At 50.1% G+C, this 24,300-nt stretch carries 27 protein-coding genes; 11 read left to right on the top strand and 16 right to left on the bottom strand.

From position 1 onward, the window contains the following. Positions 1-155: 155 nt before the first annotated feature. From aroQ to RGU75_RS19685, 4 genes are read right to left on the bottom strand one after another with little or no spacing between them, the layout of a single operon-like run. Positions 156-632: a type II 3-dehydroquinate dehydratase gene (gene aroQ / locus RGU75_RS19670; protein ID WP_322238846.1), complete on the bottom strand. Its 477-nt coding sequence runs from the start codon at positions 630-632 to the stop codon at positions 156-158. 58 nt (positions 633-690) lie between these two features. Then, complete coding sequence (locus tag RGU75_RS19675; protein WP_322238848.1) at positions 691-1,578, bottom strand: sugar phosphate isomerase/epimerase family protein; 888 nt, start codon at positions 1,576-1,578, stop codon at positions 691-693. After that, positions 1,575-2,423 carry a shikimate dehydrogenase gene (locus tag RGU75_RS19680; protein WP_322238850.1) on the bottom strand — a complete coding sequence of 283 codons (849 nt, stop codon included), beginning with the start codon at positions 2,421-2,423 and terminating at the stop codon, positions 1,575-1,577. The genes RGU75_RS19675 and RGU75_RS19680 overlap by 4 nt, the downstream gene beginning before the upstream one ends. Then, positions 2,416-3,300 (bottom strand): 4-hydroxyphenylpyruvate dioxygenase, encoded by an 885-nt coding sequence (locus RGU75_RS19685; RefSeq protein ID WP_322238852.1) that lies wholly within the window; start codon positions 3,298-3,300, stop codon positions 2,416-2,418. The genes RGU75_RS19680 and RGU75_RS19685 overlap by 8 nt, the downstream gene beginning before the upstream one ends. Before the next feature lie 131 nt (positions 3,301-3,431). Between RGU75_RS19685 and RGU75_RS19690 the strand changes: the two genes are divergently transcribed. Then, a complete protein-coding gene (locus tag RGU75_RS19690; protein ID WP_322238854.1) occupies positions 3,432-4,214 on the top strand; it encodes an IclR family transcriptional regulator domain-containing protein in 783 nt (260 codons plus the stop codon). 126 nt (positions 4,215-4,340) lie between these two features. Here RGU75_RS19690 and RGU75_RS19695 read toward each other — a convergent pair whose 3' ends face one another. Further along, positions 4,341-5,171, bottom strand: coding sequence for an IclR family transcriptional regulator domain-containing protein (locus RGU75_RS19695; protein ID WP_322238857.1), 831 nt, complete (start codon positions 5,169-5,171; stop codon positions 4,341-4,343). A 219-nt stretch (positions 5,172-5,390) separates the two neighbouring features. Here RGU75_RS19695 and pcaH point away from each other — a divergent pair, with 219 nt between their 5' ends. The 6 genes from pcaH (at position 5,391) to RGU75_RS19725 (ending at position 11,214) form a co-directional block, all read left to right on the top strand. Further along, on the top strand, positions 5,391-6,083 hold the full coding sequence (gene pcaH, locus RGU75_RS19700; RefSeq protein WP_322238859.1) for a protocatechuate 3,4-dioxygenase subunit beta: 693 nt from the start codon (positions 5,391-5,393) through the stop codon (positions 6,081-6,083). Between the two features lie 14 nt (positions 6,084-6,097). After that, positions 6,098-6,616, top strand: a complete 519-nt coding sequence (locus RGU75_RS19705; RefSeq protein ID WP_322238862.1) for a protocatechuate 3,4-dioxygenase — start codon at positions 6,098-6,100, stop codon at positions 6,614-6,616. A 58-nt stretch (positions 6,617-6,674) separates the two neighbouring features. Next, positions 6,675-8,081 carry a 3-carboxy-cis,cis-muconate cycloisomerase gene (gene pcaB, locus RGU75_RS19710; RefSeq protein WP_322238864.1) on the top strand — a complete coding sequence of 469 codons (1,407 nt, stop codon included), beginning with the start codon at positions 6,675-6,677 and terminating at the stop codon, positions 8,079-8,081. A gap of 3 nt (positions 8,082-8,084) precedes the next feature. Continuing rightward, positions 8,085-9,347, top strand: a complete 1,263-nt coding sequence (locus RGU75_RS19715; RefSeq protein WP_322238866.1) for an alpha/beta fold hydrolase — start codon at positions 8,085-8,087, stop codon at positions 9,345-9,347. A gap of 401 nt (positions 9,348-9,748) precedes the next feature. Beyond that, complete coding sequence (locus tag RGU75_RS19720) at positions 9,749-10,333, top strand: DUF4142 domain-containing protein (protein ID WP_322238868.1); 585 nt, start codon at positions 9,749-9,751, stop codon at positions 10,331-10,333. Positions 10,334-10,704: 371 nt separating this feature from the next. Continuing rightward, the gene (locus RGU75_RS19725; RefSeq protein ID WP_322238871.1) at positions 10,705-11,214 is read left to right on the top strand and encodes a nucleoside deaminase; all 510 of its coding nucleotides are present in this window, start codon (positions 10,705-10,707) and stop codon (positions 11,212-11,214) included. Between the two features lie 83 nt (positions 11,215-11,297). On the opposite strand, the gene RGU75_RS19730 is transcribed toward RGU75_RS19725, so the two are convergent. The 6 genes from RGU75_RS19730 to RGU75_RS19755 all read right to left on the bottom strand — a co-directional run bounded on the left by RGU75_RS19730 (position 11,298) and on the right by RGU75_RS19755 (position 16,880). After that, positions 11,298-11,993: a nitroreductase gene (locus RGU75_RS19730; protein ID WP_322238874.1), complete on the bottom strand. Its 696-nt coding sequence runs from the start codon at positions 11,991-11,993 to the stop codon at positions 11,298-11,300. Between the two features lie 295 nt (positions 11,994-12,288). Beyond that, positions 12,289-13,449 carry an alpha-hydroxy acid oxidase gene (locus RGU75_RS19735; RefSeq protein WP_322238876.1) on the bottom strand — a complete coding sequence of 387 codons (1,161 nt, stop codon included), beginning with the start codon at positions 13,447-13,449 and terminating at the stop codon, positions 12,289-12,291. Between the two features lie 129 nt (positions 13,450-13,578). Beyond that, positions 13,579-14,559, bottom strand: coding sequence for a tripartite tricarboxylate transporter substrate binding protein (locus RGU75_RS19740; RefSeq protein ID WP_322238879.1), 981 nt, complete (start codon positions 14,557-14,559; stop codon positions 13,579-13,581). A gap of 49 nt (positions 14,560-14,608) precedes the next feature. Then, complete coding sequence (locus tag RGU75_RS19745) at positions 14,609-15,535, bottom strand: fumarylacetoacetate hydrolase family protein (RefSeq protein WP_322238882.1); 927 nt, start codon at positions 15,533-15,535, stop codon at positions 14,609-14,611. Further along, the gene (locus RGU75_RS19750; RefSeq protein WP_322238885.1) at positions 15,532-16,413 is read right to left on the bottom strand and encodes a TauD/TfdA dioxygenase family protein; all 882 of its coding nucleotides are present in this window, start codon (positions 16,411-16,413) and stop codon (positions 15,532-15,534) included. Before RGU75_RS19750 ends, RGU75_RS19745 begins: the two co-directional genes overlap by 4 nt. Next, positions 16,410-16,880, bottom strand: coding sequence for a nuclear transport factor 2 family protein (locus RGU75_RS19755; RefSeq protein WP_322238888.1), 471 nt, complete (start codon positions 16,878-16,880; stop codon positions 16,410-16,412). The genes RGU75_RS19750 and RGU75_RS19755 overlap by 4 nt, the downstream gene beginning before the upstream one ends. Positions 16,881-17,003: 123 nt before the next feature. On the opposite strand from RGU75_RS19755, the gene RGU75_RS19760 reads away from it, so the two are divergent. Further along, entirely contained in the window at positions 17,004-17,912 is a 909-nt protein-coding gene (locus RGU75_RS19760; protein WP_322238891.1) for a LysR family transcriptional regulator, read from the top strand. Between the two features lie 94 nt (positions 17,913-18,006). Continuing rightward, positions 18,007-18,684 (top strand): HAD family hydrolase, encoded by a 678-nt coding sequence (locus tag RGU75_RS19765; protein ID WP_322238894.1) that lies wholly within the window; start codon positions 18,007-18,009, stop codon positions 18,682-18,684. A gap of 182 nt (positions 18,685-18,866) precedes the next feature. Here RGU75_RS19765 and cynS read toward each other — a convergent pair whose 3' ends face one another. The 4 genes from cynS to RGU75_RS19785 all read right to left on the bottom strand — a co-directional run bounded on the left by cynS (position 18,867) and on the right by RGU75_RS19785 (position 21,070). Next, positions 18,867-19,337, bottom strand: a complete 471-nt coding sequence (cynS, locus tag RGU75_RS19770) for a cyanase (RefSeq protein ID WP_322238897.1) — start codon at positions 19,335-19,337, stop codon at positions 18,867-18,869. Positions 19,338-19,488: 151 nt separating this feature from the next. After that, a complete protein-coding gene (locus tag RGU75_RS19775; RefSeq protein ID WP_322238900.1) occupies positions 19,489-20,091 on the bottom strand; it encodes a histidine phosphatase family protein in 603 nt (200 codons plus the stop codon). Positions 20,092-20,178: 87 nt separating this feature from the next. Further along, complete coding sequence (locus RGU75_RS19780) at positions 20,179-20,565, bottom strand: hypothetical protein (RefSeq protein WP_322238902.1); 387 nt, start codon at positions 20,563-20,565, stop codon at positions 20,179-20,181. Between the two features lie 118 nt (positions 20,566-20,683). Continuing rightward, positions 20,684-21,070 (bottom strand): nucleotide pyrophosphohydrolase, encoded by a 387-nt coding sequence (locus RGU75_RS19785; protein ID WP_322238905.1) that lies wholly within the window; start codon positions 21,068-21,070, stop codon positions 20,684-20,686. Between the two features lie 317 nt (positions 21,071-21,387). Between RGU75_RS19785 and RGU75_RS19790 the strand changes: the two genes are divergently transcribed. Beyond that, a complete protein-coding gene (locus tag RGU75_RS19790; protein ID WP_322238908.1) occupies positions 21,388-22,560 on the top strand; it encodes a DUF2252 domain-containing protein in 1,173 nt (390 codons plus the stop codon). Between the two features lie 142 nt (positions 22,561-22,702). Further along, complete coding sequence (locus RGU75_RS19795) at positions 22,703-23,398, top strand: haloacid dehalogenase type II (protein WP_322238910.1); 696 nt, start codon at positions 22,703-22,705, stop codon at positions 23,396-23,398. A gap of 171 nt (positions 23,399-23,569) precedes the next feature. Here the strand turns inward: RGU75_RS19795 and RGU75_RS19800 are convergent, their stop codons facing one another. After that, complete coding sequence (locus RGU75_RS19800; RefSeq protein WP_322238912.1) at positions 23,570-24,223, bottom strand: pyridoxamine 5'-phosphate oxidase; 654 nt, start codon at positions 24,221-24,223, stop codon at positions 23,570-23,572. Positions 24,224-24,300: the final 77 nt, after the last annotated feature.

Here is a 24,300-nt window from a genome sequence, read left to right on the forward strand (position 1 = left end):
AAGGGCGTTACACCAGTTCTCCCCTCAAGGATTTTCCGAAGCGAGGGGCCTCCGTAGTTCAATTCATTAAATCAATGGCGGCACTCTAATTTTCAAGCGACAGCACCCAGCCATAACGACAGCTAAACGACTGCGCCAGCGTTCAATGCTTTACTTCAGCGTTTAAATTCTGCGGCAGGCTGCATGGCAAGCGCCGCAATCGCCAACGCATAACCTTGAATACCAAAGCCCAGAATCACTCCGTGCGCAACTGCCGATAACCACGAGTGATGCCGAAACGTTTCGCGCGCATGGACGTTCGAGATGTGTAATTCGATCAGATGCACCGAGGCGCCCTTGATCGCATCGTGCAACGCTACAGAGGTATGGGTATAAGCGCCGGCGTTAAATATCACGCCGGCGAGATCGCCATTCGCCTGTGCAATACCTGCTTCGTGGATCCAGTCGATCAATACGCCTTCGTGATTGGACTGGCGAAAATCGAGCGCAAAGCCATGCTCTTCGCAGGCGTTGCAGCAAAGAATTTCGACGTCGGCTAAGGTCTGGCCGCCATAGACTGACGGCTCACGACTACCTAGAAGGTTGAGGTTCGGTCCATTGAGGACGAGAACGGATTTTGGACCTGCTGTCATACTGTCTCCTTTAAAGCTGCATTATTTTTTTGTTCAGCTATTTTGTACTGCGATATAACTAAGCCATGGTTGGATGGCCAGCCGTTGGCTGTCGGACCTGAAGGCTGCGGCGAAGCACTTGATCAGTCACCCACTTGGTAGCACGATGCGCGCGGCGAGCGACGATATCCGGTGATAGTTGCAAATAATCGTCGTTAAAGACTTCAAAACTATAGTCGCCACGATAGCCGCCTCGGTCCAGTCGACGCAGCAGATCGGACAACTCTTGGGAATGCGCGCCCTCACCCGGGAATACGCGCAAATGTCGGGCTGTTTCCAGGCGTTCTTCTGCGCTGCGAATATCACGCCACATAAAATCCGATAGTTGCACCATCGCGATTTTGTCGCTTGGAATATCTTCAAGTCCATCAAAGTCAGCCTGATTTGCCAGCATGTGGAACGAATCAATCACCACGCCCAGATTGGAATGATCAGCCATTTCAACCGCTTCCCACGACTGTGTATATTGATTAACGTGACGGCCCCACGACAATGCTTCATAACCAATCTTGACGCCCAACGGCACTGCAAGGGTTGCCAGCTTAGCCAGATGACGGGCAATCAGGGACATGTCTCCCGTGGCATGCGACGAAGTACTCGAACACACCATCAACAATGGTGCGCCGACCGCTTTGCACATTTGCAATAAATTTTTAGCGATGTCGAGTTTGTATTCATGCAGCGTGCCAGATAACCCTTCAAAATCACGCATGACTTGAATGCCTGTGACGCGAACTCCACTCGCCTTCACCAGCTGCACAGCTTCGTTTACGCCACCCGGATGTCCAGCCAAATCTTTAGCCCACAGCATGATTTGAGAAAATCCGGCGACCTTGGACGCCATCAATTTCGACTCCAACGGACCAGCCAGCGTGATGCTGTCCATCCCGAAATTGCTGAGATTCATATTGCCTCCAGCGCGCGGAAAGCGTCCGAAGACACGCCAGGCCAGCCGAATAACTCCAGATATAAAGGTGCCTGTTCAATCATCATTTCACGGCCTTTCTGGATACGGCAGCCACGTTGCTGCGCTTCGATCAATAAGCGTGTCATTTCGGTCTTCATGCCGCAATCAGCGACGATGCAGGACGCCGAAACCTGACTTAAATCGACTGGCAACGGATCGTCAGGGCTCATCCCTAATGGCGTTGAATTGACGACCAGATCATAGCCCTCGGCATTCGGCGTGCCGATTACCACTTCCGTTGCGGGGAATGCTTGCTGCAAGCGCTCTCGCAGTGCCTCGGCCTGCGGCAAACGCGTATCGTAAATTGCAACGTGACCAATGCCACGTGTTGCCAAAGATGCCGCGACGGCACAGCCGACACCGCCGCTTCCGACAACTAGCGCTTTAGCCCTTGCCCAATCAAAGGCTGCACCGTTTAAAGTGCGGTCAAAAGCACGGACAAAACCTTCGCCATCGATCAAATCACCAACTAACGTTTTACCATCGTCCGCTTTGAAAATCGCGTTGCAAGCGCCAGCCAGCAAGGCGCGAGAGGTGGGCTTATCCACTGCATCGACACTCATCGGCTTATGCGGAATCGACACAAAAATGCCACCCACGTTTTCAATCGACATCAGCGTACGAACTGCCGACATGTACGAATCAGGTGCAATTTTAAGGGGAATAACGCGCGCATCTATGCCGTGTTTCTCAAAATAGGCGTTGAATAGCGCGGGCGCTTTGACCTGCTCTACCGGCCAGCCAATGACAGGAAAAATACGCGTAGTACCGGAAATATTAAGCATGGTCGTTCTCCAGATTGCTGACAACGAGTTCAAAACTGATGCCGCTCTTGTATAACTGTGTCAACGCACCCTTTTCGCTCGACTGCGTCGGTTCGCGATCGATGAAAATAATTCCACGTTGTTTCAGTTCTCTCACCGCAGCGAGTACATCTGGCGCACCTAAACCAACCCGAATCAATTGTTCATCCCATTGCAATCCGGCAGCGCCTTCTGGCGGCTCTACCAACTGCAAGTAAAATTGATGGCACGGACTTTCCAGCAAGGTTCCTTTAGGCAAGACCCCAAAATAGTGACCTTGCGGCAGCGGCCTGAAATCCATTAATTGCTGATAAAAATCAATCCATTCAGGCGACCGGTCGCGGCCAATTGCCTGGACAACACCGAAGAAATGCAGCCCAGCTATCGCGGGCGGATTAACCGGCGCATTCGGAATTGGTTTGAAATCGACGTCATAGATAGAAAAATCACGAAAGCGGTCCACGAAATACAAAATTGAGTCGCCAGCGCCATGCACTCCGGGAATATTCAGTTCCATGACGCCAGCTCGGGTTTCAATTGCCCATGCACCCATTGAGATCGCATGACGATACGCGAGGTCAGCATCGCGCACACGTAGTCCAATGGCGCTGATCACTGTGGTTTGCAAATCAGTGTCGGATTGCGGCAAAGCACGCGGATCGGCATTGACGATCACATTCATGCTGCCTTGTCGATATAAGGTAACTTCACGTGAGCGGTGACGTGCGGTTGATACGAACCCCATTTTTTCGAGCAGCGCACCGAGCGCCAACGGCTGCGCAGTTGCATACTCAACAAATTCGATACCATCGATACCGAGTGGATTATTCGGTTCGGCGTTGTGCTCTTGCGCAATCATGATGATCTTTCGCTAAATTGATGTGCGAAGTATAGGAACGGGTTGACAAAAAAAACAGTGGCAAAAAACGGCTATACTGCGCTTATCGCTCAACCGGCGCGATTAGCGCACAAGATCAGGATTATTTTCAAATGAAAAAACCAGAGCTACAAAATGTCGCAGTCGCCAAACGTGACCTGATTGATGGCTTGATCAAAGGCATTGATGTCATCACCGCTTTCAACGATGATTCGGCGCGTCTGACCGCGACCGATCTGGCAGAAAAAGTGGCAATTAGTCGCAGTGCTGCGCGCCGTTACTTGTTAACGCTAGTGCATATTGGATTGGCTTCGACGGATGGGCGTAGCTTTTGGCTGACACCTAAAGTACTGAACTTGGGGCGTTCCTACCTTGATTCTGCACGGCTGCCGCGCGCCATCGTGCCGTTTCTTCAGCGCTTGACGCTACAGCTACAAGAATCAACTAACTATTCCGTGCTGGAGGGCGACGACGTGGTGTATGTCAGTCGGGTAAATGCGCCAAAACTGCTCACTACTGGCTTCGAACCCGGCACGCGCTTGCCTGCCTACACTGCCACCGCTGGCAGAGTACTCCTTTCAGCGCTGCCGGACACCGAGTTACGCGCCTATCTTGAACGGGTCGAACTGATCGCTTTTACCCATCTAACTACGCTCGACAAAGAGCAGTTATTCAAAGAGCTGATCGCGATCCGTGAGGACGGTTTCGGATTAACTGAAAATCAATATGAGATAGGTTTTCGTGGCATTTCCGTGCCAATCAAAAGCCGCCGTGGTGCACTGATTGGTGCGTTAAGCGTATCGATGATGATTTCGAGTTGCTCAAAAGCCGAGGCCGTCGCACGCTGCGTGCCAGCATTGCAAGCGACCGCAAATACCTTGATGTTATGGGTGTGATGGTGTGGTTGCTTAATGGTGGGTCTAATTATTATTGATTGCTTTTTTGCGGCAATGTTTTTGAAGGTGAATGAATTTAGACAATTCAAAGCACAAACTTCTCACCGAAATTACGTCGCTCAAGTTTCACAACAATGCCGCCAGTTCCACCTGCACCTTTAACAATGCAGGCAAGCAACGTTCGACGATATCCTCAATTGGAATACGCGCCGCGTGCACGCTGACATTCACCGCGGCGACCGTTTCTCCGCGAAAATTCTTCAGCGGAACCGCAATCGTCCGCAGTCCCAATTCAAGTTCCTGGTCCACCACTGCATAACCTTGTGCACGGGTACGTGTGATTTCCAGCAAGAGCCGCTCTTTGTTGATGATCGTGTGTGCGGTAATTGGCTCAAGCTGCACGCGTGCCAATAGCGCCTCAATCTGCGGTTGCGACAAACTTGCTAACAAAACGCGACCGTTCGCGGTGCAAAATGCGGGAACCCGCGTACCCGGTTGTAGTGTGGCAGACACCAATCGACCTGCGCTGACCGCAGCTACACAAACCAATTCATCATGGTCCAAAACGCCAGCCGAAGCTGCCTCTTGCAGCGAATAAGCCAAGCGATAAAGTAACGGCTGGACAATCCGCGGTAGTCTGGCGGAATGCAGATACGATTGGCCCAACCGCAACACCTTGGGCGTCAATGAAAATACTTTTTGCTCATGTCTGACATATCCCAGATGCGTCAACGTAATCAAATAACGTCGCGCCGCGGCGCGAGTCAGCCCGACACGTTGCGCGACTTCGCTGATCGTTAGCCGGGATCGCTCCTGATCGAATGCTTCAATCACTTGTAGACCTTTTTCAAGTCCCGCAATCAAGTCGCGTTTTAGCGGTCCTTCTTCTAGTTCTCCATTTGGCGCATCTATTATTGCCAAAGACGGTCGTATCTTGACGCTTTCCCCTTCAATCATAAATCCTCCTATTTGTGCGATTATCGCACGAAACGGGCGATAGCCGGTCGTCACGTCACATCCGGACCTTGTTGACCGGCTATTGATCACCTATGATCCAATTCATTCATGACAAGATTCATCTAATGCGCTCGTTACGCCGCGCAAGTCATTTCGGCAAACTGACCAGCTTAAGCGACCTGAATTGCGTTAAACCCCAAAAATATAAAGGAGAACGGAGTGAAATTTCAACCCACAGAAACCGGGGTCTATCCAACCCTCGTCTATTTACCTTACGCTTCAACGCTAAAACGTGGCCCGACCCAAGAACCGTTGCGGATTCGCGCCGCAGATCCAGTCAACACCAATATTGCAGCGTCCCGCAGCTTGATCCTTCCACACGACACTGATCTCACCGCGCAAGGTCAAGCTGCGCCATTGGGCGAAAAAATCGTGGTCACCGGACGCGTACTGGATGAGGATGGTAAACCCATCCGCAACTCGCTGCTGGAAGTGTGGCAATGTAACTCGGCTGGTCGCTATTGGCACAAACGCGATCAACACGACGCGCCACTCGATCCCAATTTTTTCGGCTTTGGCAAGATGCTGACAGATGACGAAGGCGGCTATCGTTTTGTCACGATTAAGCCCGGTCCTTATCCCTGGGGTAACCACCATAAAGCATGGCGTCCTGCCCACATTCACTTCTCCTTATTTGGCAGCGTGTACGCACAACGTCTTGTGACACAGATGTATTTTCCTAGCGATCCATTGTTCGACTATGACCCGATCTTTCAAAGCATCTCGGATGTTGCCGCACGCCAGCGATTAATTGCTCGCTTCAGCATGGTCGAAACAGTCGATGACAAAATGCTTGGCTATCAATTCGATATCGTGTTGCGCGGCCGTGATGCCACGCCAATGGATCTTTAAAAAGGAAAAATAGTATGGATCTCAACATTACCACCTCACAAACCATCGGTCCTTTTCCGCATGAGGCATGGCGCTGGGGCGTCGATGCGACCAGTACACTGATCAGTCACGTACCAACAATTACCATCAGCGGCACACTCCGAGACGGAGACGGCAATCCGATTAATGATGGATGGATTGAAGTTTGGCTACCGGATGCAGTGACCGCCGAAGCCGAGCAAGCAATACCGGGGTTTCGCCGCATTCCTAGCGATGATCAAGGTGGATTTCGTATTGAAGTATCGCTACCGAAAGCAGCGACCAAAGGCAAGCCCGTCCTGTATGCAACGATCTTTGCACGCGGTCTGGTCAAGCATCAGTTTACTGCCGTTTTTCTCGAAGATGATACGGGTCTGGCGAAATCCGATATTCTCAATCAGGTTCCTCTCAATCGACGCAATACCCTGATTGCACGCAAGCAATCCGAGGCCGAATATCAGTGGGATATCTGGATGCAGACCGACAAAGAAACGGTATTTTTCGATTACTGTTAATCGTGGAAGTCGTAGAAATCGCCGCAACGATTATTGCCAACAGACGAACGGAGCTCATGTGAGCGTTTCAATATTTGATAGTTTTCTCACCACTCCGGACATGATCGCGGTATTTGACGATGCCGCAGTGGTGCAGGCCATGTTTAGTTTCGAGGCCGCTCTGGCAGGCGCGCAAGCAGCCGAAGGGATTATCCCGGACACGGCTGCGCGGGCTATCGCCAGTGTCTGCAAGGCGCAGTTATATGATATTCCGGCGATAGTGCATGCCAGTCGGCGCGCTGGCAGTCTGGCGATTCCATTGGTCAAAGAATTAACCAAAACGGTCGCACTTTTTAATCAGGAGTCCGCCACATTTGTGCATTGGGGCAGTACTAGTCAGGATGTGATCGATACCGCGATGGTGTTAGTCACCCGCGAGGCGTTATCGTTACTTGATGATAGGTTGCAAACTCTCACAGAGAGTTTATTGACGTTGGCGGAACGTCATCTGTCCACGCCAATACTGGCGCGCACATTGATGCAACCTGCACAAGTCACTAGCTTCGGTTTCAAATTGGCAGGTTGGGCTGCGCCACTTGTACGCGCCCGTGTACAACTGCGCTCAACCGCACAGCGCGCGCTGCAATTACAACTCGGCGGTGCAGTGGGGACGCTCGCCGTCATGGGCGCAAAAGGTCCGGCAGTAGTGCAAAGGGTCGCAGACGATCTGGGATTGGTCGCCGCCGATGCAGCTTGGCATACGCAACGCGATGAGTGGGTGCGGCTAGGATTAGAAGTCGCCGTGCTGGTGGGCAGTCTCGGCAAAATTGCTACTGATCTGAGCCTGATGACGCAGGGCGAAATTGCGGAGTTGGCAGAACCATCTGGTAATGGCCGGGGCGGTTCATCGGCGATGCCGCACAAACGTAATCCTGTGTCCTCGATGATCGCCCTGGCAGCGGCAACACGGACACCACAACACGCTGCAGCGCTGCTGGCAAGTATGGGCCAGCAACACGAGCGTGGGCTAGGTAACTGGCAAGCCGAATTGGCGGAATGGCCCGGCCTGTTTCTCAGCGCCCACGGTGCGTTGAATGCATTAACTGAAGCAATGGCAGGATTGAACGTCGACACCGCGCGCATGCGCCAGAACATTGACGGTCTGCAAGGATTGGTGTTTGCAGAAGCCGTGTCGATTTATCTGGCGGGTGCAATTGGTCGGCCACAGGCACATAGCCTGATGGAACAATTGACGCAGTTAGCTGCTAGCAGTAGCACCAGTTTGAATATTGTGGTGATCGATGCGGTAAAAAAAGATGTCCGGTTACGCGATTTCATTGACCTCGATAGTCTTCAAAATTTGTTTGATCCAGTCTCTGCAACGGCCCCAGCCGAAGTGTTGGCTCGCGGTCAGTTAAAAACGTTAAGAACTGCGGTAGCGGCCTTGACTGCCCTTCCCTCATCAACCTTTTCTAAAAGTGAATAAACCATGAGCTACGACCCGATCGACCATGATTTTGAACGTGGTATGGAAAACCGTCGGCGCATCCTCGGTGATGAATGGGTCAACCGTTCCGTTGCCAACGCGACCGAATTCAATGCCGAATTTCAACATTTGATCACGCGATTTGCCTGGAATGATATTTGGGGACGCCCCGGATTAGAGAAAAAAACCCGCCGCGTGATTGTTCTGGCTATCACCATGGCACTCAGCCGTTGGGAAGAATTCGAACTGCATGCGCGCGCAGCCCTGTTGGGTGATCCAGAAACGCGCCTGACGCCGGATGAAATGAAAGAAGTGTTGATGCAGGCTGCGATTTATGCAGGCGTACCAGCGGCCAACACGGCTTTCACGCATGCGCAACACATCTTGCGTGAGATCGGCGCACAAATTGGTTATCCTCTATTACCGTTGCTACCAGCAAATACTTGTCATCCAGGAATTGGTCAGGAGGGTCTCACAACTAGCAAACCTGCATTGCATTACAGCGTGCGCGCACCGCGTAGCGGCAAAGCACCACGCCATACCGTCGTGCTCAGTCATGCGCTGGGCTGCGACCTGACCATGTGGGACGGTTTGGCAAACTTGCTGGCAGCCGATTGCCGAGTCATCACTTATGACCAGCGCGGGCATGGCAGTTCCGATGCACCGACCGGTTTAACGACAATCACCGAACTTGCCGACGATGCGGCACGGCTATTGCGCGAGCTCGATTCTGGCCCGGTCGTGTGGATCGGTCTGTCGATGGGGGGCATGGTCGGTCAGGAGCTGGCAATCAATCATCCATCGCTCATTGCAGCGTTGGTCATCGCCAATTCAACTTCTTGCTATCCTGATGCAGCGCGAGAAATGTGGCAGCAACGGATAGAGACCGTTCGCAGCAAAGGTCTGGAAGCCATTGCTGAAGCCGTCATGGGACGGTATTTTAACGACCGGTTCCGTACTGAGCACAGCGCCACCGTAACACGCTTTCGCCAGCGTCTGATCAGCACTGATGTTGACGGCTATATAGCTTGCTGTCATGCGGTTGGAAACGTGGATACCACTGCACAACTAGCGCAGATTGCGGTACAGACTTTGGTGATTGCCGGTGCACAAGATCAAGGAACGCCATTAGCCATGTCGCAAACGCTATGTGAAAAAATCTCCAACGCACAACTGATTGTGCTGGAGGATGCCTCGCATCTGAGTGCAATCGAACAACCGGAGGCGTTTGCAAAAGCAGCTCTGCAATTTATAGCGGATTTGTAGCCAATTCTGAGTAACCTAAAGCGCGGCCTTGGTTGTGGCAAGGCGCTAAAATCAGGGCGGCAATCTCAATAGAGGGCAGGCAAAATTTGCCCATTATTCTCATTATTTATTCTTGGTTCACCTATTCTTGACCATTTCTTCGACCCCGCGTTAACCGTGCATATCGGTTAAGCCTGATGCACGACCATCATTTCAATTCAGTATTTCCCGCCACTCCAATCAAAAATCGCACGATTTACTTCTGATAAACCATGGGGATCGCATCTACATGGCGCTGCACGAGACTCCCGCTATTTATTGCTACCTCAACAAGTCTTACAACGGAGAGAGGCTTTGTCTGATGTTAATGGCGGTATTTGGAAGATAAGGTGTCGCTTAATCAAACGAATTCAGGAGAAATCATGACTACGATATCCCGCTTACAGGCACCCGTCTTTACCGCAAAAGCATCTCATAAAATGTTGCAGTTGCTGGGCATAACTGTGCTGGGAGTCGCTGCAATGGCGGTGACCGCACATCACGCACACGCCGCTGATAGTTTGGCGCGGCAGGATAAAAGCTTTCTGACCAATGCCGCTGAATCCGGGAATGCTGAAGTTAAGGCTAGTCAATTGGCGCTGCAAAAAAGCAGCGATCCTGATGTTAAATCCTTCGCCCAAAAAATGATTGATGACCATACGAAAGTTGGCGACGATCTGAAAACGCTCGCAGCATCGAAAAGCGTGACCGTACCGGATGATCCCAGCATAGCGCAAAAGGCCAAAATTCTGGTTCTAAGCAAACTGGATGGGCACACGTTTGACAAGCAATATGCTGGAATGATTGGCGTCTCGGCGCATAAAGATGCAGTCAGTTTATTTAAAAAAACCGCTGCCAGCGCCAAAGATGCAGACATCAAACAATTTGCTGCAAACAATTTGCCCGCCCTGCAAGAGCATCTGCAAATGGCAACGCAACTAAAGTCGACAGTTGACGCTAAGAAATAAGTAGCCTCTCAATCTAAACGAAGTTCACCATGCCCCGTGGTGATAAGTTCGCATACCGATAGGAAAAAATGCCAGATCGGTGTTATCAGTTCTTAAAATTGAACTGTGAAGCGGTTGAGCGCTCCTTGACCGCCCATGCTGTTCACAATCAAAAAAAGGGATAAGCGAAATACCTCCTGCAACATAAATTATGAGGAAGTGCTTAAGGTTATATGAAAGTCCGGCTATTGCGGAAATGCCGTTCAGCTAAAAACTGAGCGGCATTTTTTTGTGAGTGCTATTGTTACCACTGACCTGAGACCAACCCAGTAATGGAAGCCCGCTGCGTTCAGCCAGAATCTATTGACAATCACCTTTAATAAAAAAATGGCATGAATCACTCCACCACAATCTCTACTCAAACACTGTCCAGCCGCGATCTGGCGCTATTGCGCCAGTCAATCACCTTGTCCGACGAGTCGAAGCAACGTGGGCGTCATCCATTTGCAGCATTGGTGGCCGATGAGGACGGCAACGTGGTTGTCACAGCGGGTAACAATTCAATGCCACCAGAAGGTGATCCAACCCAGCATGCGGAACTGATCGCCGCGGCCCAAGCGGCGCAGAAACTAAGCCCGGAACAACTTGCGAAGAGTACGCTTTATACCAGCGCTGAACCCTGTTGCATGTGCGCTGGCGCCATCTACTGGACTGGTATTGGCCGCGTAGTGTATGCCTTGTCCGAGCATACTTTGTTAGGACTGACGGGAGATCATCCAGAAAACCCTACCTTTTCATTACCTTGTCGGGAAGTATTTGCGCGCGGTCAACGCAAAGTCACGGTGGTTGGGCCGCTGCTGGAGGACGAGGCCGCGAAACCGCACGAGGGCTTTTGGAAATAGGCATCACAAAAACCGACTTAACACCATTTTTTCTTGGTTTGGCAGATACTCAGACCAGCCTACAAGGTGGCTGGTAACTGCTGTCACTCGATAAATGTTACGAATTCTGTGACCGGCACGCGTTCAGTCACCAGCGTATTTTCGATCTTACTCATATCGGCGAATCCCAGGGACATGCCGCACACAAAGGTTTCGCTCTCAGGCAATTTCAAGACGTCACTGATGACGCGATGGAATTGCGTGAAGGCTGCTTGAGGACAGGTATCAAGCCCGCGTCCGCGGGCCGCGATCATAATGTTTTGCAGAAACATTCCATAATCCAGCCATGAACCTTGCTCCATTGATCGGTCTATTGTAAAAATAAGCCCGACCGGTGCGTCGAAGAACGTATAGTTACGACCGTGTTGCGTATGCATTCCTGACTTGTTCTCACGTGTCAGGCCTAATAATGCATACAAGTCCCAACCGACTTTACGTCGTCGCTCAATGTAAGGCGACACCCATTCAAGTGGATAGTAACGATATGCCTGTTTATGCTGACTCGCTTCCTCAGGGTTATCATGGATTTTTAGTATTTCGGCACACAGTCGCTCCTTCGGCGCGTCGGTCAATACATAGACTTTCCATGGTTGAATATTGGTACCGGACGGTGCACGTGCTGCCACTTCAAGGATTTTCTCGATATCCTCGCGCGCAACTGGCGTCGGTAGAAAGGCGCGGATCGAACGGCGGGAAGTGATCGCCGCGTCGACAATTTTTTGTTCGGTAGTTTCTATCATGATCGTTTTCAGGCAATTTTCAGGCAAAGTAGCCAATTCGTCCGGATTGCAGCAGATCAGTGACGATGCGAGTCAGTAACGATGCAAGTCAGGACATTGGAAAGACTTTATAAATCCGCAGAAGACGACCAATAAAATTTCGAACCATGAACATCTTCCTGTCGACAAGATACACCAACAAGGCGAAGCCGTAAAATACCCTCCAACCCTGATCACGCTATGCGGCCCATAGCGGCACACAGTAAGTCATCTATTTTATATCGATCGATTCGACTGCGCGAAGTCATCTGGTCCTTTAGATCAGCATATCCTTAAACAGCATTCGTCCCGTGATCTGGTCCATAGAGCGGGCTCCACATAGCTGCATCGTCCTGACCAATTCGTCTTTCAAGATCGACAAAGCACGGCTGGCACCCGGCTCCCCCGCACACGCTGCACCAAATAAGGTGGCGCGGCCAAGCATAACGCCTTGAGCGCCCATTGCCAGCGCTTTGACGATATCACTGCCGCGCCGCACACCGCCATCGAGTAAAACAGGGATTCGCCCATTGACTGCCTTGACCACCGCCGGCAGCGCATCAAAGGTAGCGACTGCGCCATCTAACTGCCGCCCACCATGATTGGAAACGACCACCGCGTCACATCCCATCAACGCAATACGGTTAGCATCCTGAGGATTAAGAATGCCTTTGACAATCAACTTACGCGGCCAGGTATCGCGAATTTTTTTAAGGCTGTCCCAATTGAAGGATGGGTCATAATTACGACCCACCGACGAAGCAATCGCGGTCGAATTGGTCGCCTTCGCATCAAGCCCGATCAAGTTCTCCATGACGGGCATACCATATCTGATGATGTCCGAAAGCCACGCCGGGTGTAGTCCAAAATCCAGCATATTCTTGATCGTAAAACCGAATGGGATCGAAAAATCATTACGGTAATCGCGCTCGCGTTTACCGCCAACCGGCAAGTCAACGGTGATCACCAATGCCTCGTAATCTGCTGCCAAGGCCCGCGCGATCAACTTCTCCAAAAATGGTTTATTACGTAATATGTAGGCTTGAAACCATAGTCGGCCTGGCGCTGCTTTGGCAATCTGCTCAATCGAGGCAGTCGCCGTACTGGATAATGTGTACGGAATACCGGCGGCAATGGCCGCACGGGCGATGGCAATATCACCACCACGCCAACCAAAACCGACCGCACCGGTCGGCGCTATCGCCATTGGCAATGCTGCCGGCGCACCCAAAATGAGAGTATTGGTATCGATACGCGATACATCATGTAATATTTCAGGCATTAACCGTGTGCGTCTGAATGCTGCTGTGTTATCACGCAGCGTGACCTCATCTTCGGCCCCACCGTCAAAGAAATCAAAGACTGCACGGGGCAACCGTCGCTGCGCCGCGGCTCGCAGATCTTCTATTGAATACGCTTTGGCTACGTTATAAGACATACCTGAACCTGGTTAATAAGTGGCAAAATGAGCGGTGATGACATGCTAGCTTCATGCCCCGGCAACGCAAGCACCAAAGAAAGAATAGCTGAATGTAGGAGTGCAACGACTCGGTCAATCGACCAGACTTTATTCCGCCTTAATCTGCGCCGCTTTAATCAGATCAGCCCAGCGCGTGTAGTCACGCTTTAGGTAGATACTAAATTCCGTAGGAGAATCGCCGACAATCACCGCGCCGAGTTTTTCCAGTTGCGCTTTGACTTCCGGTTTGGCAAGCGCCTTGACCATGGCGTCATTGAGCCGCTTGATCACTGCGAGAGGTGTTTTGGCCGGTGCCAACATGCCTACCCAAGGTGCTGTCTCTTCAAATCGAGGAAAGCCAACTTCCGACATAGTCGGCGAATCAGAAAATCGCGGCATTCTTTTTGCCGTGCCAACTGCCAAAATTTTCACGCGCTTGGCTGCGACATTTTCTGCCAGTCCGATGATCGGGTAAAACATAAAATCAACTCGACCCGCCATGACTTCCATCAGCGCTGGTGCATTGCCTCTGAACGGCACGTGGACCATTTTAGTTTTGGCTTGAGCGGCCAGTAGTTCACCAGCAAGATGGCCAGAACCACCGTTTCCGGAGGATGCGAACGTTACTGCATCAGGATGCGATTGCGCTTTTTTAATCAGATCCTGCATCGACTTGAGTGGCGAATCGTAAGCGGTTACCGCCACCAAAGGCAGCGTTGCTGCATTCGAAATTGGCACGAAGTCAGTCTTGGGATTATAGCCAGCCTGTTCACCCAGCAGAATGGGATTAACATTCAGTCCCAGTGAAGTGAACAAAATACTATAGCCATCCGGTGCAGCGGCTTTGATTTCTCGCGTGGCAATCATCGAACTCGCGCCGGGCTTGTTTTCAACAATAATTGATTGCCCCAGCACAGCTGACATATCCTTGGCCAAGACACGCGCAATGATATCGGTTGGTCCGCCAGCAGCAAACCCGACCAGCAAATGGATAGGTCTGTTTGGATAATCAGAAGCCGCAAATGCTGGCGACACTGCGCTACACAATAAGAGCCCACCGGCAATCAAACCAACCAACGTATTTTTCATCAAAAGTCCCCTAATTTTTCTATTTTTTTGTTGCAGTAACTGCTGGTCGTCAAACGATCCGGTGCGCCATCGTGCCCACGTTAGTCACCTCAAAGCGCAGCTGATCGCCCGGCTGCAGATACTGCGGCGGTTGACGGAAAGCGCCAATTCCGGCGGGTGTGCCGGTACTGATAATGTCGCCCGGCTCTAACGTCATATATTGAGAAATATAGGCAATGAGCGTTGCCACCGGAAACAGCATATCTGCGGTATGACCGTGCTGCATGCGATGATCATTTAACCAGGTCGATACTTCCAGTGTCTGCGGATCGGGAATTTCATCGCGAGTAACAATCCAAGGCCCCATTGGAGCAAAGCCGTCCATACTTTTGGCAAACGTCGTCTGAGGTGGCGTAGTATCGAGCTGAAATTCCCGCGCACTCAAGTCGTTCAGAATGGTGTAGCCAGCGACCAACGAAAGCGCATCCTCTTCCAACACATTTTTTCCATAGCCACCAATCACAACAGCCAACTCGACCTCGAAATCCAGCTTAGTCACAAGAGTCGGTCGGGGAACTGGCGCGCCCGGCGCTGTCACCGACGACGCTGCTTTAAAAATAATACGCGGATGCTCAAATGGGGCCACGCCTGTTTCTTTTGCATGGTCGGCGTAGTTGCGTCCTACCCCAATAATTTTTCCCGGGCGTGGGACCGGAGCGTATAGCTGGACATCTTTGAGCAAATCCCATTGCACCGCTGGATTTTCAAGCGCAGACTGAACATGGCGCTGTAAAGCGGCAATCGCTTCCGAGCCAGACTGTAACCAACGCAGTATGCCGCATGCTGCTGGCCTGATACCGGCCGCCGCAGTATGACGATGCGTATCCACCGACACTGGCAAAGCAGCTATCCAAGCGCTGATGTCTAGTATCCGTTCCTGAACTACCACGCCGGTAAGAATGGCGCTATTGGGCTTGCGATAGGTAATCAGTTTCATGCCTGGACATTCCCAAAGTAACGCGTCGCTGCCACCTGGCAGCGCTTAATGTAACGGTGTTCATCACGGCCGTAATCGGCCACAGCGTTGTGTAATGTTCCCATGTTGTCCCACATGAGAACGTCGCCCACACTCCAACGATGCCGATATTGATATTTTGGTTGTAATTGGTGCTCAAACAAAAATGCCAAAATACGATCGCTTTCATCTTCCGGTAGTTCGTTGATACGCATGGAATAGCCCGGATTTGCATACAGTACCTTTTTGCCGGTAATCGGGTGTTGTAAAAACACCGGATGCGAAACTGGCGGCTTGGCTTGCCGCTGCGCAGCGGTGAGCGGTGGCCGGGAACTGCCTTTTTCCAAGCGCATCTTATCCCAAAATTTGGCAAAATCGTGCGTGACGGTCATGCCATCAAGTTTGACTTTCAATTCTTCAGGCAGGTCTTCATAGGCGGCATGCATATTGCAAAATTCGGTATTGCCCAGTGGTTCACCGTCGCGATGCGGAACCTCAAGGGCGTATAAAACATTAGTAAATGCGATCATATTGCTATAAGACATGTCGGTATGCCAGTCCTGACCAGCATCACTTAGGCCAAGCGGTTTGCCATCTTGATCAACTTTATTGGAAAGAATCATCAACTGCGGCAAGCCAGGCTCTTGATACGCGTTGGCGACGTTGACTTCAAGCCGACCAAAGCGCGCGGCGAACTCACACAGTTGTGCCGAGGTCAATTCCTGCTTTGGATAGCTGAGAACGCCATATTTGCCTAGCCCTTGCTCCAGCGCAGTAAACTGTTCATCCGACAATGGTTGAGACAGATCGATACCTTCGACCCGCGCACCAAGCGTTTTTCCACTTTCCACGAAATTCATAGTTGTTTCTCCATTTTTTTAGGCTGGTTGGGCGTCTCGGGAAGGACGAATTCAAATTCAGGCGTCAGTGTCAGTTCAGCTATTTTCCAGACGCCGTCAGTCGGTCGCAGCGTGGCGTTCAGGATGGACAGTCGCAACGGCTGGCTTATTTCTACCGCACCGGTATGGTATGCGCCGTCATCAAACCGATAGGCGGTCATATACGCGACCAGTTGCACCGCTGTTTGCGAAGCTGATGCGATAAAACTGTTCGTGATGACATGGCGAATTCTCTGCGTGAGTGATCGTTGCAGCATTGCTTGCATCATTTGGGTGCGACCTTCGAGGATTTTTCCCTGCCGATGCCACTTTCCGTCCGGTTCAAAAAGCGCAATGAGTTCGTCGTTTTTAGATTCATCTAGAAAATAAAATAGCTGATGAATCAGCTGGGTACATCCGGGCAAATCGTTAAGCGAATCCGTCGTCATGCATTTATCCCGGTTGAGCTACTTTTTATTTTTTATCTCAGATTATTCTACCTTCTCCTATTTGATCCAGATAGAATCCAATAGTAAATATATTGTTCTGATTTTGGAAACAGAGAAACACTCATGGATCGACTGCGATGTGTTGAAGTATTTAATGAAGTAGCGCGTAGCCGCAGTTTCTCGGCAGCAGCGCTGAGGCTGGGCATGGCCAAAGGTAACGTCAGCAAGCACGTGGCGTGGCTGGAAGAGTTGTTAGGTGCGCAACTACTCACTCGGACTACCAAAAGTGTCAATCTTACCGATGCAGGCATTTCCCTGCTGGAGCACGGCCAAGACCTGATTGACCGCTTCGACTTGGTGCAGGAGGTCGTTCGTGGTGCAGTTATGTCAGCCCGAGGTACGATTCGGATAGGCACACCACCGTCGTTTGGGGCGGTTCAATTAGTGCCGCTGATCACGGAATTTTCGACGCTGCATCGAAATATCCAGTTTGCGATACATTTAGACGATGGCAAATTGGATCTCGTCAGCGAGGGCCTCGATCTTTCGGTGCGTATCGCCCCGTGGCTAAAAGATACTAGTCTGGTGGCAAAGAAGCTTGGCAACGCGCCGCAAGTGCTGGTGGCCTCGCCCTCCTATCTGGCTACCAAAGGACAGCCCCAGAAACCGCAGGATTTGCTATCCCATGATTGTCTGGTGAATGCATTGAAATCACCAACAAATTTTTGGATACTTACGGGACCGCAAGGCAAAGCTTCTATAAGGGTTTCCGGCAGCATGCGGTCGGACTTTGGGGATGCCTTACGCCACGCTGCAATTCTAGGGCATGGCATTGCAATGCATCCGACATACATGGTGGCGCAGGATATCCAGGCACAAAGACTAAGCCTCGTGCTGCCGGAATACACACCGACCGGGCTTGACATTTACGCCGTGTATCCTAGTCGAAGAAATATGCCAGGGCGCGTCCGACTATTTTTGGAATTTTTGCAAGAGCGATTCGAAACTGCGGCGATGGAGCAACTACAATAGTCGACAGGATGACCTTACTTAAAAAATTAATGTGATTTATTTTGGCCGAAATCGGGCCAACAACGGGCTGACCAACTTATAAGGAAAACTCACATTGACTGATCAATACTCATCGGCGCTCACCGGTCGCTACAGCGCGTTCCTTTTCGATATGGATGGAACGCTCCTTAACTCTATCGCTGCGGCAGAGCGCATTTGGCGCGCCTGGGCGATCCGTCACGGTCTCGATGTTGATGCCTTTCTGCCGACCATTCACGGTGCGCGCGCCATTGACACCATTACGCGGCTGTCGATACCGGGCATGAATTCGGAACGCGAAGCCTTCGGCATTACCCAAGCGGAAATCGCCGACGTAGAAGGCATTATCGAAATTTCCGGTGCGGTAAAATTTTTACGGTCCTTACCATCCGAGAAATGGGCCATCGTCACTTCGGCTCCACTCGCGCTGGCAATACAACGCCTGAAGGCCGCGGGCGTTCCTGTTCCCGCTGTGATGGTGACGGCTGATGATGTTGCTAACGGCAAGCCAAACCCTGCTTGCTATCTTCTTGCCGCCGCCAAACTGGGTGTGGATGTTGCGGATTGTCTTATATTCGAAGACGCCGATGTCGGCATTCTTGCGGGCGAGGCCTCTGGCGCGCGGGTGATAGTTGTTACATCAACCCATGTTCATCCCATGGACACGCCGCATGCATCGATTGGCAATTACGACACGATCATAGCAAAAGTCGATGACGAAGGATTCATTGTGTTTGAAGAACGAACATTCTGATTAAATGCTCGCCGCAGCGCCAGCGCCCAACGCGACTGTGTCGACGCATTTTGTATCAACCACCAGCGCCGTATAAGGCGGCGGTGGCTACCATACGAATAGCGCCACTCTCAATATCAAACCCAATCAATGTTCTTGGTTATATCAGGCAAAGACCACTGTCGAGAACTAGAAATACGCAATTAAAACGGTTTATTCGGCAAGAATTTTCCATCCAGCGTAATCAGCGCACGTGAGCCACCATCCGGATCGTCGACTTTTTTAATATTCAGTTTAAAATTAATAGCGCTAATAATCCCATCACCAAACTGCTCATGCACCAACGCTTTCAATGTCGTGCCGTAAATCTGGACCATTTCGTAAAAACGATAAATGGTCGGATCGGTTGGGATACCACCGGCAATACTGCCTCGCAACGGGATGGACTGTAATTCAGCTGCGTCCTGCGCATCAAGACCTAAGCGTTGGCAAACGATTTCGGCGACGTTTTTTGGCAATGCATGTTGGCCTAATAACGCTGCCGTGATATAGACGATACTCAGTCCGGTGTCGGCGGCTATTTGCTCCCACGAGAGATCCTTCAACGCCTTAGCCACAATAACGCGCGACGTGAGCGCGTGGCGGGAATCTTGATAAACGCTAGACTGTTGCATGGTGTTTTCCTTTAAATCGACGAAATGGGAACGTGAGCAAAATCAGGCGAGCGGTAAGCGATACCTAACGAACGTATTTTTTGAGACGTGACATACGCCTACATCAACGCTGTAACTTACCAATACTCCATAAACTCACACCGACAATCAGCTAGTTGACCGGGCAACTATCAGGCAATCCGTTCAACCCTTGCTTATCCAGACTAAAAGTCACTCGTCTATCGGCCGCTTCACCTGTAATACGCACCACATAGATACTATCAAAATCTCCCCGATCCCATAGCGGAACTTTTGCGGCTTCATTTTTATCCATGCTTTCTACCAGACTTTGAACAATTTTCTGTGCCCAAGTGTGCTCCCAAGCCACGAATATCACCGCATTTTTATAATTCGGCGACAACAGCGCCGCTTGAAGGTCGGCACTATCTTTAATTCCAAATTGTAAATTGATTGGCAAACCAAGGCGAACAGCTGTTGGCTCAATCGTTGCTAATGGTCGAACATAAAAGAAAATTTTGCCACTTTCCTTTTGAAGCGCAGTAGGATTAGGATTAGGGGCAAAAATTGCGTCAGGCTTGCCAAATTTATTAATCAAATTCGCTGGCAACGCAAGTGAGCGATTCAATCCCTGGCAGTTTAATTGGCCGAATTCACTTTCTGGCTTTTCACCGTGTCGGATGAAAACAATAGTTTCATCTGCGAGGACATTGGTACAGAAAAATAGAAATAATAATGTGGCGGCAATTTTCGTCATTCTTGGCTCCCATTTTTTATGTCGGTTTTCATATGACACGATTGTTTCTAGCGCCCCGATTGTATCTCCCGAGAAACAAAAATAGGATTAATTTCTTGACTGCGTAAAAGAAGCCGTTAGCGTCGACCACCAGATACACGCCAAAAGACCTAACTGCAAAACCAGTCTAAATGCTAGTAAACTTTCTGGAACGCTGGGAAACAGCTTAGCATTGCACCACATATAAACATTAGCGGGCGTCACCACAATAGTGAGGATGAATAGCCCAATCCCAGCCGCCCTCCTACATCCCAAAAATAGAAGCCCTATCGCACCGGCCAATTCGAAAAATCCACTGATGTAGACGGCTTGCATCTTAAACGGCAAGGTCGGTGGGATAATCTGCAAGAAAAAATCAGGAGCAATAAAATGCGCCACACCACCCACCAGAAACCATGTGAACACGATGGCTAAACCAACTTTTTTGAATAACATATTTACCCGTTTTTAACTTTAAAGCGCGCGATCAGTAACTCATATCAGCGCCATGCTCACCATTTAGCTCAGTTAACTACGTTCTCAAATGCGGTTTGGATGCAGTGCGAATGGTTTTTTACTTATATTCGTTATATTTCCTCGCGTCGCCTCGTACACGTTCGGCAGGATACTTGATCTCGTTAAGCGTAATTTTTTCTTTTGCAGCTTCGATCAAATCGACTTCCATTTTATCGGCAAGCATTACCAGATACAAAAATACATCTGCAATCTCATGACGAATTTCGACGCGCTTTTTAGTGCTAAGCTCATCCATAGTGCCGGTTTTGAGCCATTGAAACGGTTCCAGCAATTCTGCCGTCTCGACACACAAAGCGGTGGCCAGATTCTTCGGTGTATGAAACTGGTCCCAATCGCGCGCTGAAACGAAAGCACGCACCAAACTACGTATGTCAGTCAATGGATTCTCGGAAGACAATAAGGGCATTGGTGCTGGAGTCGTCATTTTTTCTGCCTTTGTATGAATCAATACCAGCGATTTTACAAGAGCAGGCACATCGTTGGCGTTACCTTTCGGTTGGATGATGGATTGCTCTACGCCACTTTACGTCTTTGCATGCCAAATTAGAGTGCATTATGCGGTATAAAAAAAAGCCTGACGGAAGTGATGGACGATAAGGCAATCGCACGCAGATAATCTACATGTTGTTATTGGGTGCTTGAGCGATTATTAATGTTCTTTTTTTCGCCATAGTGCATGCAAGCGCTGTGCGATACCGGTAAAAATAATATCAACCTTAATTTTAGATTGGAGTGCGATTGATGAAAATTCCAGCCCCACATGGACGACAACCGCTATTAATCGCTCGCCGCAATCAAAAAATGGCACGTTCCCCGCACGCCTATGTACGCGGAAATACCGCGCAGTATTATGAGTGGTTGCATCACTTACATGGTCATACGCTGCCGCATGGCCCTCCGATCTGGATTTGTGGAGATTGCCACCTCGGCAATCTCGGTCCTCTAGCTGCGGCCGATGGCCATGTCGATGTACAGATACGCGATTTTGATCAGACGATTATCGGCAATCCTGCGCACGATCTTATCCGGCTTGGCCTTTCACTCGCCGCCGTCGCACGGGGTTCGCGCTTGCCAGGAATGGTGACCGCACAGATGCTTGAACATTTGGTGCTGGGTTATGAACAAGCCCTTGAAGCTGGCGATGAACGCGTCTCCATACAAAAACCGGAAGTCGTAAAGGTGGTGTTGCGTAGCGCAGTCAAGCGCTCATGGAAAGAACTCGCACGCGAACGGATCGACGACACCCGCCCCAATATTCCACTGGGGAAAAATTTTTGGCCGCTGTCAAAATCGGAGAAAAAAGGCATCGCGAGCATGTTTAAAACAAAAGAAATGATAAAACTTGTGACCACGTTGAAATCGCGTGACAGGGATGCAAAAATCGAAGTAATCGACGCTGCTTATTGGGTGAAAGGTTGCAGTTCATTAGGCCGATTGCGCTACGCAGTTCTAGTATGCGTCGGGGGGGATGATTTCTGCCTCATAGATATCAAAGAAGCCGTTATCGCTGCCGCGCCACGTTATCCGCACGTTAGTATGCCGCGTGATAACGCACGCCGTGTGCTGGAGGGCGCACGCCACATGTCGCCGGCATTAGGTGAACGGATGGTCGCACAGCGTTTTTTGGACCACGGCGTATTTATCCGCGAATTATTGCCGCAAGATCTGAAGTTGGAGATCGAGGAGCTTAAAGCTGATCAGGCAACCCACATGGCGCGTTATCTTGGATACGCCGTTGGTCGCGCCCATTCCCGACAAATGGATGATGATTCCCGCAGCAGCTGGCTTGGAGAACTGAAACTTAATCGGACTAAGACGCTGGCGACACCGGCGTGGCTATGGAGCAGTGTTGTGCACCTGGTCGCTAGTCACGAGGCTGGCTATTTAGAACATTGCCGTAAATATGCAATGTAAGCGATTTGCCTCCACTCTATCAGGAAGAGGCGATCAATTAATATTGGACATGTCTTTAACAAATGATTGGCAATAACGACAATTAAGTTGTAAATGATTTACAACTAAGCGCCAACAAAAATCTTTATTGATTAGGTGAAAAATGACACAAATAAAAATCTTGGCATTCGATATATTTGGCACAGTCGTTGACTGGCACGGCAGCATCTCACGAGAAATTGACGGATTGCAACTTGGCATCGACGGTGCAGAATTTGCTCTGGCATGGCGGGAAGGTTATAAGCCCGCCATGCAAAGAGTGATGTCCGGTGAGTTGGGATGGACGCTGATTGATGACTTACATCGCATTATTTTAGACGACATCCTTGAACGATTCGGTATCAATGGATTAAGCGAATCACAAAAACGTCACCTCAATAAAATCTGGCATCGCTTAGACACATGGCCGGATTCTGTCGAAGGACTTACGCGATTAAAATCAAAGTACACTATTTGTACCTTATCCAATGGCAATATCGGATTACTCACCAACATGGCAAAACGCGCAGGATTGCCATGGGATTGTATCTTGTCTGCCGAAGTATTTAAAAGATACAAGCCTGATCCTGCAACTTACCTTGGCGTAGCGAAAATATTTGACGTTGCACCAGACGAAGTCATGCTGGTCGCAGCGCATCAAGATGATTTGGATGCGGCGCACAATGTTGGCTTAAAAACTGCCTATATTGAGCGACCATTTGAGTTTGGTATCGCACAGATAAAGGACGTTTCTCCCCATCCTGAAAATGCGTTTCATGCTCCTAATCTTTTGGCGTTAGCAACAATCCTGGGATGTTAGACACTTACTCTTAAAGCGACTTACATATTTTTCAGGCTTCTACTATTTCAAATCAACCAAGACCAACGTCGTAGTCGCCATTTTCCAAAGTATTTCCATTGTTTCGATAGATGACGTTATAACTTTCCTCTCAGAAAACAATCAATTCATCTGCTAAGACGAATGAATTGATTACTCGATGGCAGCAAGGAATCGTCTTACAACCTCGCCTACTTGTGAAACCGCGACAGGTGCATCCGCAAAGCGCTGACGCGTGCGCTTGCCATTTTTTTCAACATCAAAACCGTAACAATCAATTCCCAGGATGCGTAACGGATTTGGATAGGTATTAGCGATGCCGTGAATCAACATTCTTTCATCCGCCACTGGCAATACTTCGAGGCTTGCCCACTCTTCGTTTTCGATCCATCCCATTTGTCCAAATCCACCGACATAACGGGATCGTTGAGGTGTTAATTGATGAAATGAAAAACCTCCCAGCGCCAAATAGTCCTTTGCATCCGGATGATAACGAAGATACCGTGCAATAAGATCTCCCGAGGGAATAATCGGCATGACGTCCCCGATGATCGAAATCCGCTCGGCCGTCAAGACATTCTGCCCGATTGAACTGTGAATTAAAAGGCTAGATCGAGAGTCAGTGAAGAGATTCTTCGTATGCTCAGCAAGGTCACTGAGCAGAAAGATCGGACAGTGTTGCTCGTCTAACGTGAATGGCAAGATGGTCGCAAAAGGATATCCAGCCACCTGCGTTGAGTGCGTCGCCAAGCTTCCCCAAGCGCCTTCGTGCATTAACTGAATGGCAGAAGCTAAAGTGATTTTCATATGCGCTTTTTATCGCTTGAATGCAAAAATTGAAGATTAAATTACGCCACTGAAACTATTGTTCTGCAGAAATTCCG

It is taken from the genome of Glaciimonas sp. CA11.2, from assembly GCF_034314045.1.
Lineage (GTDB): Bacteria > Pseudomonadota > Gammaproteobacteria > Burkholderiales > Burkholderiaceae_D > Glaciimonas.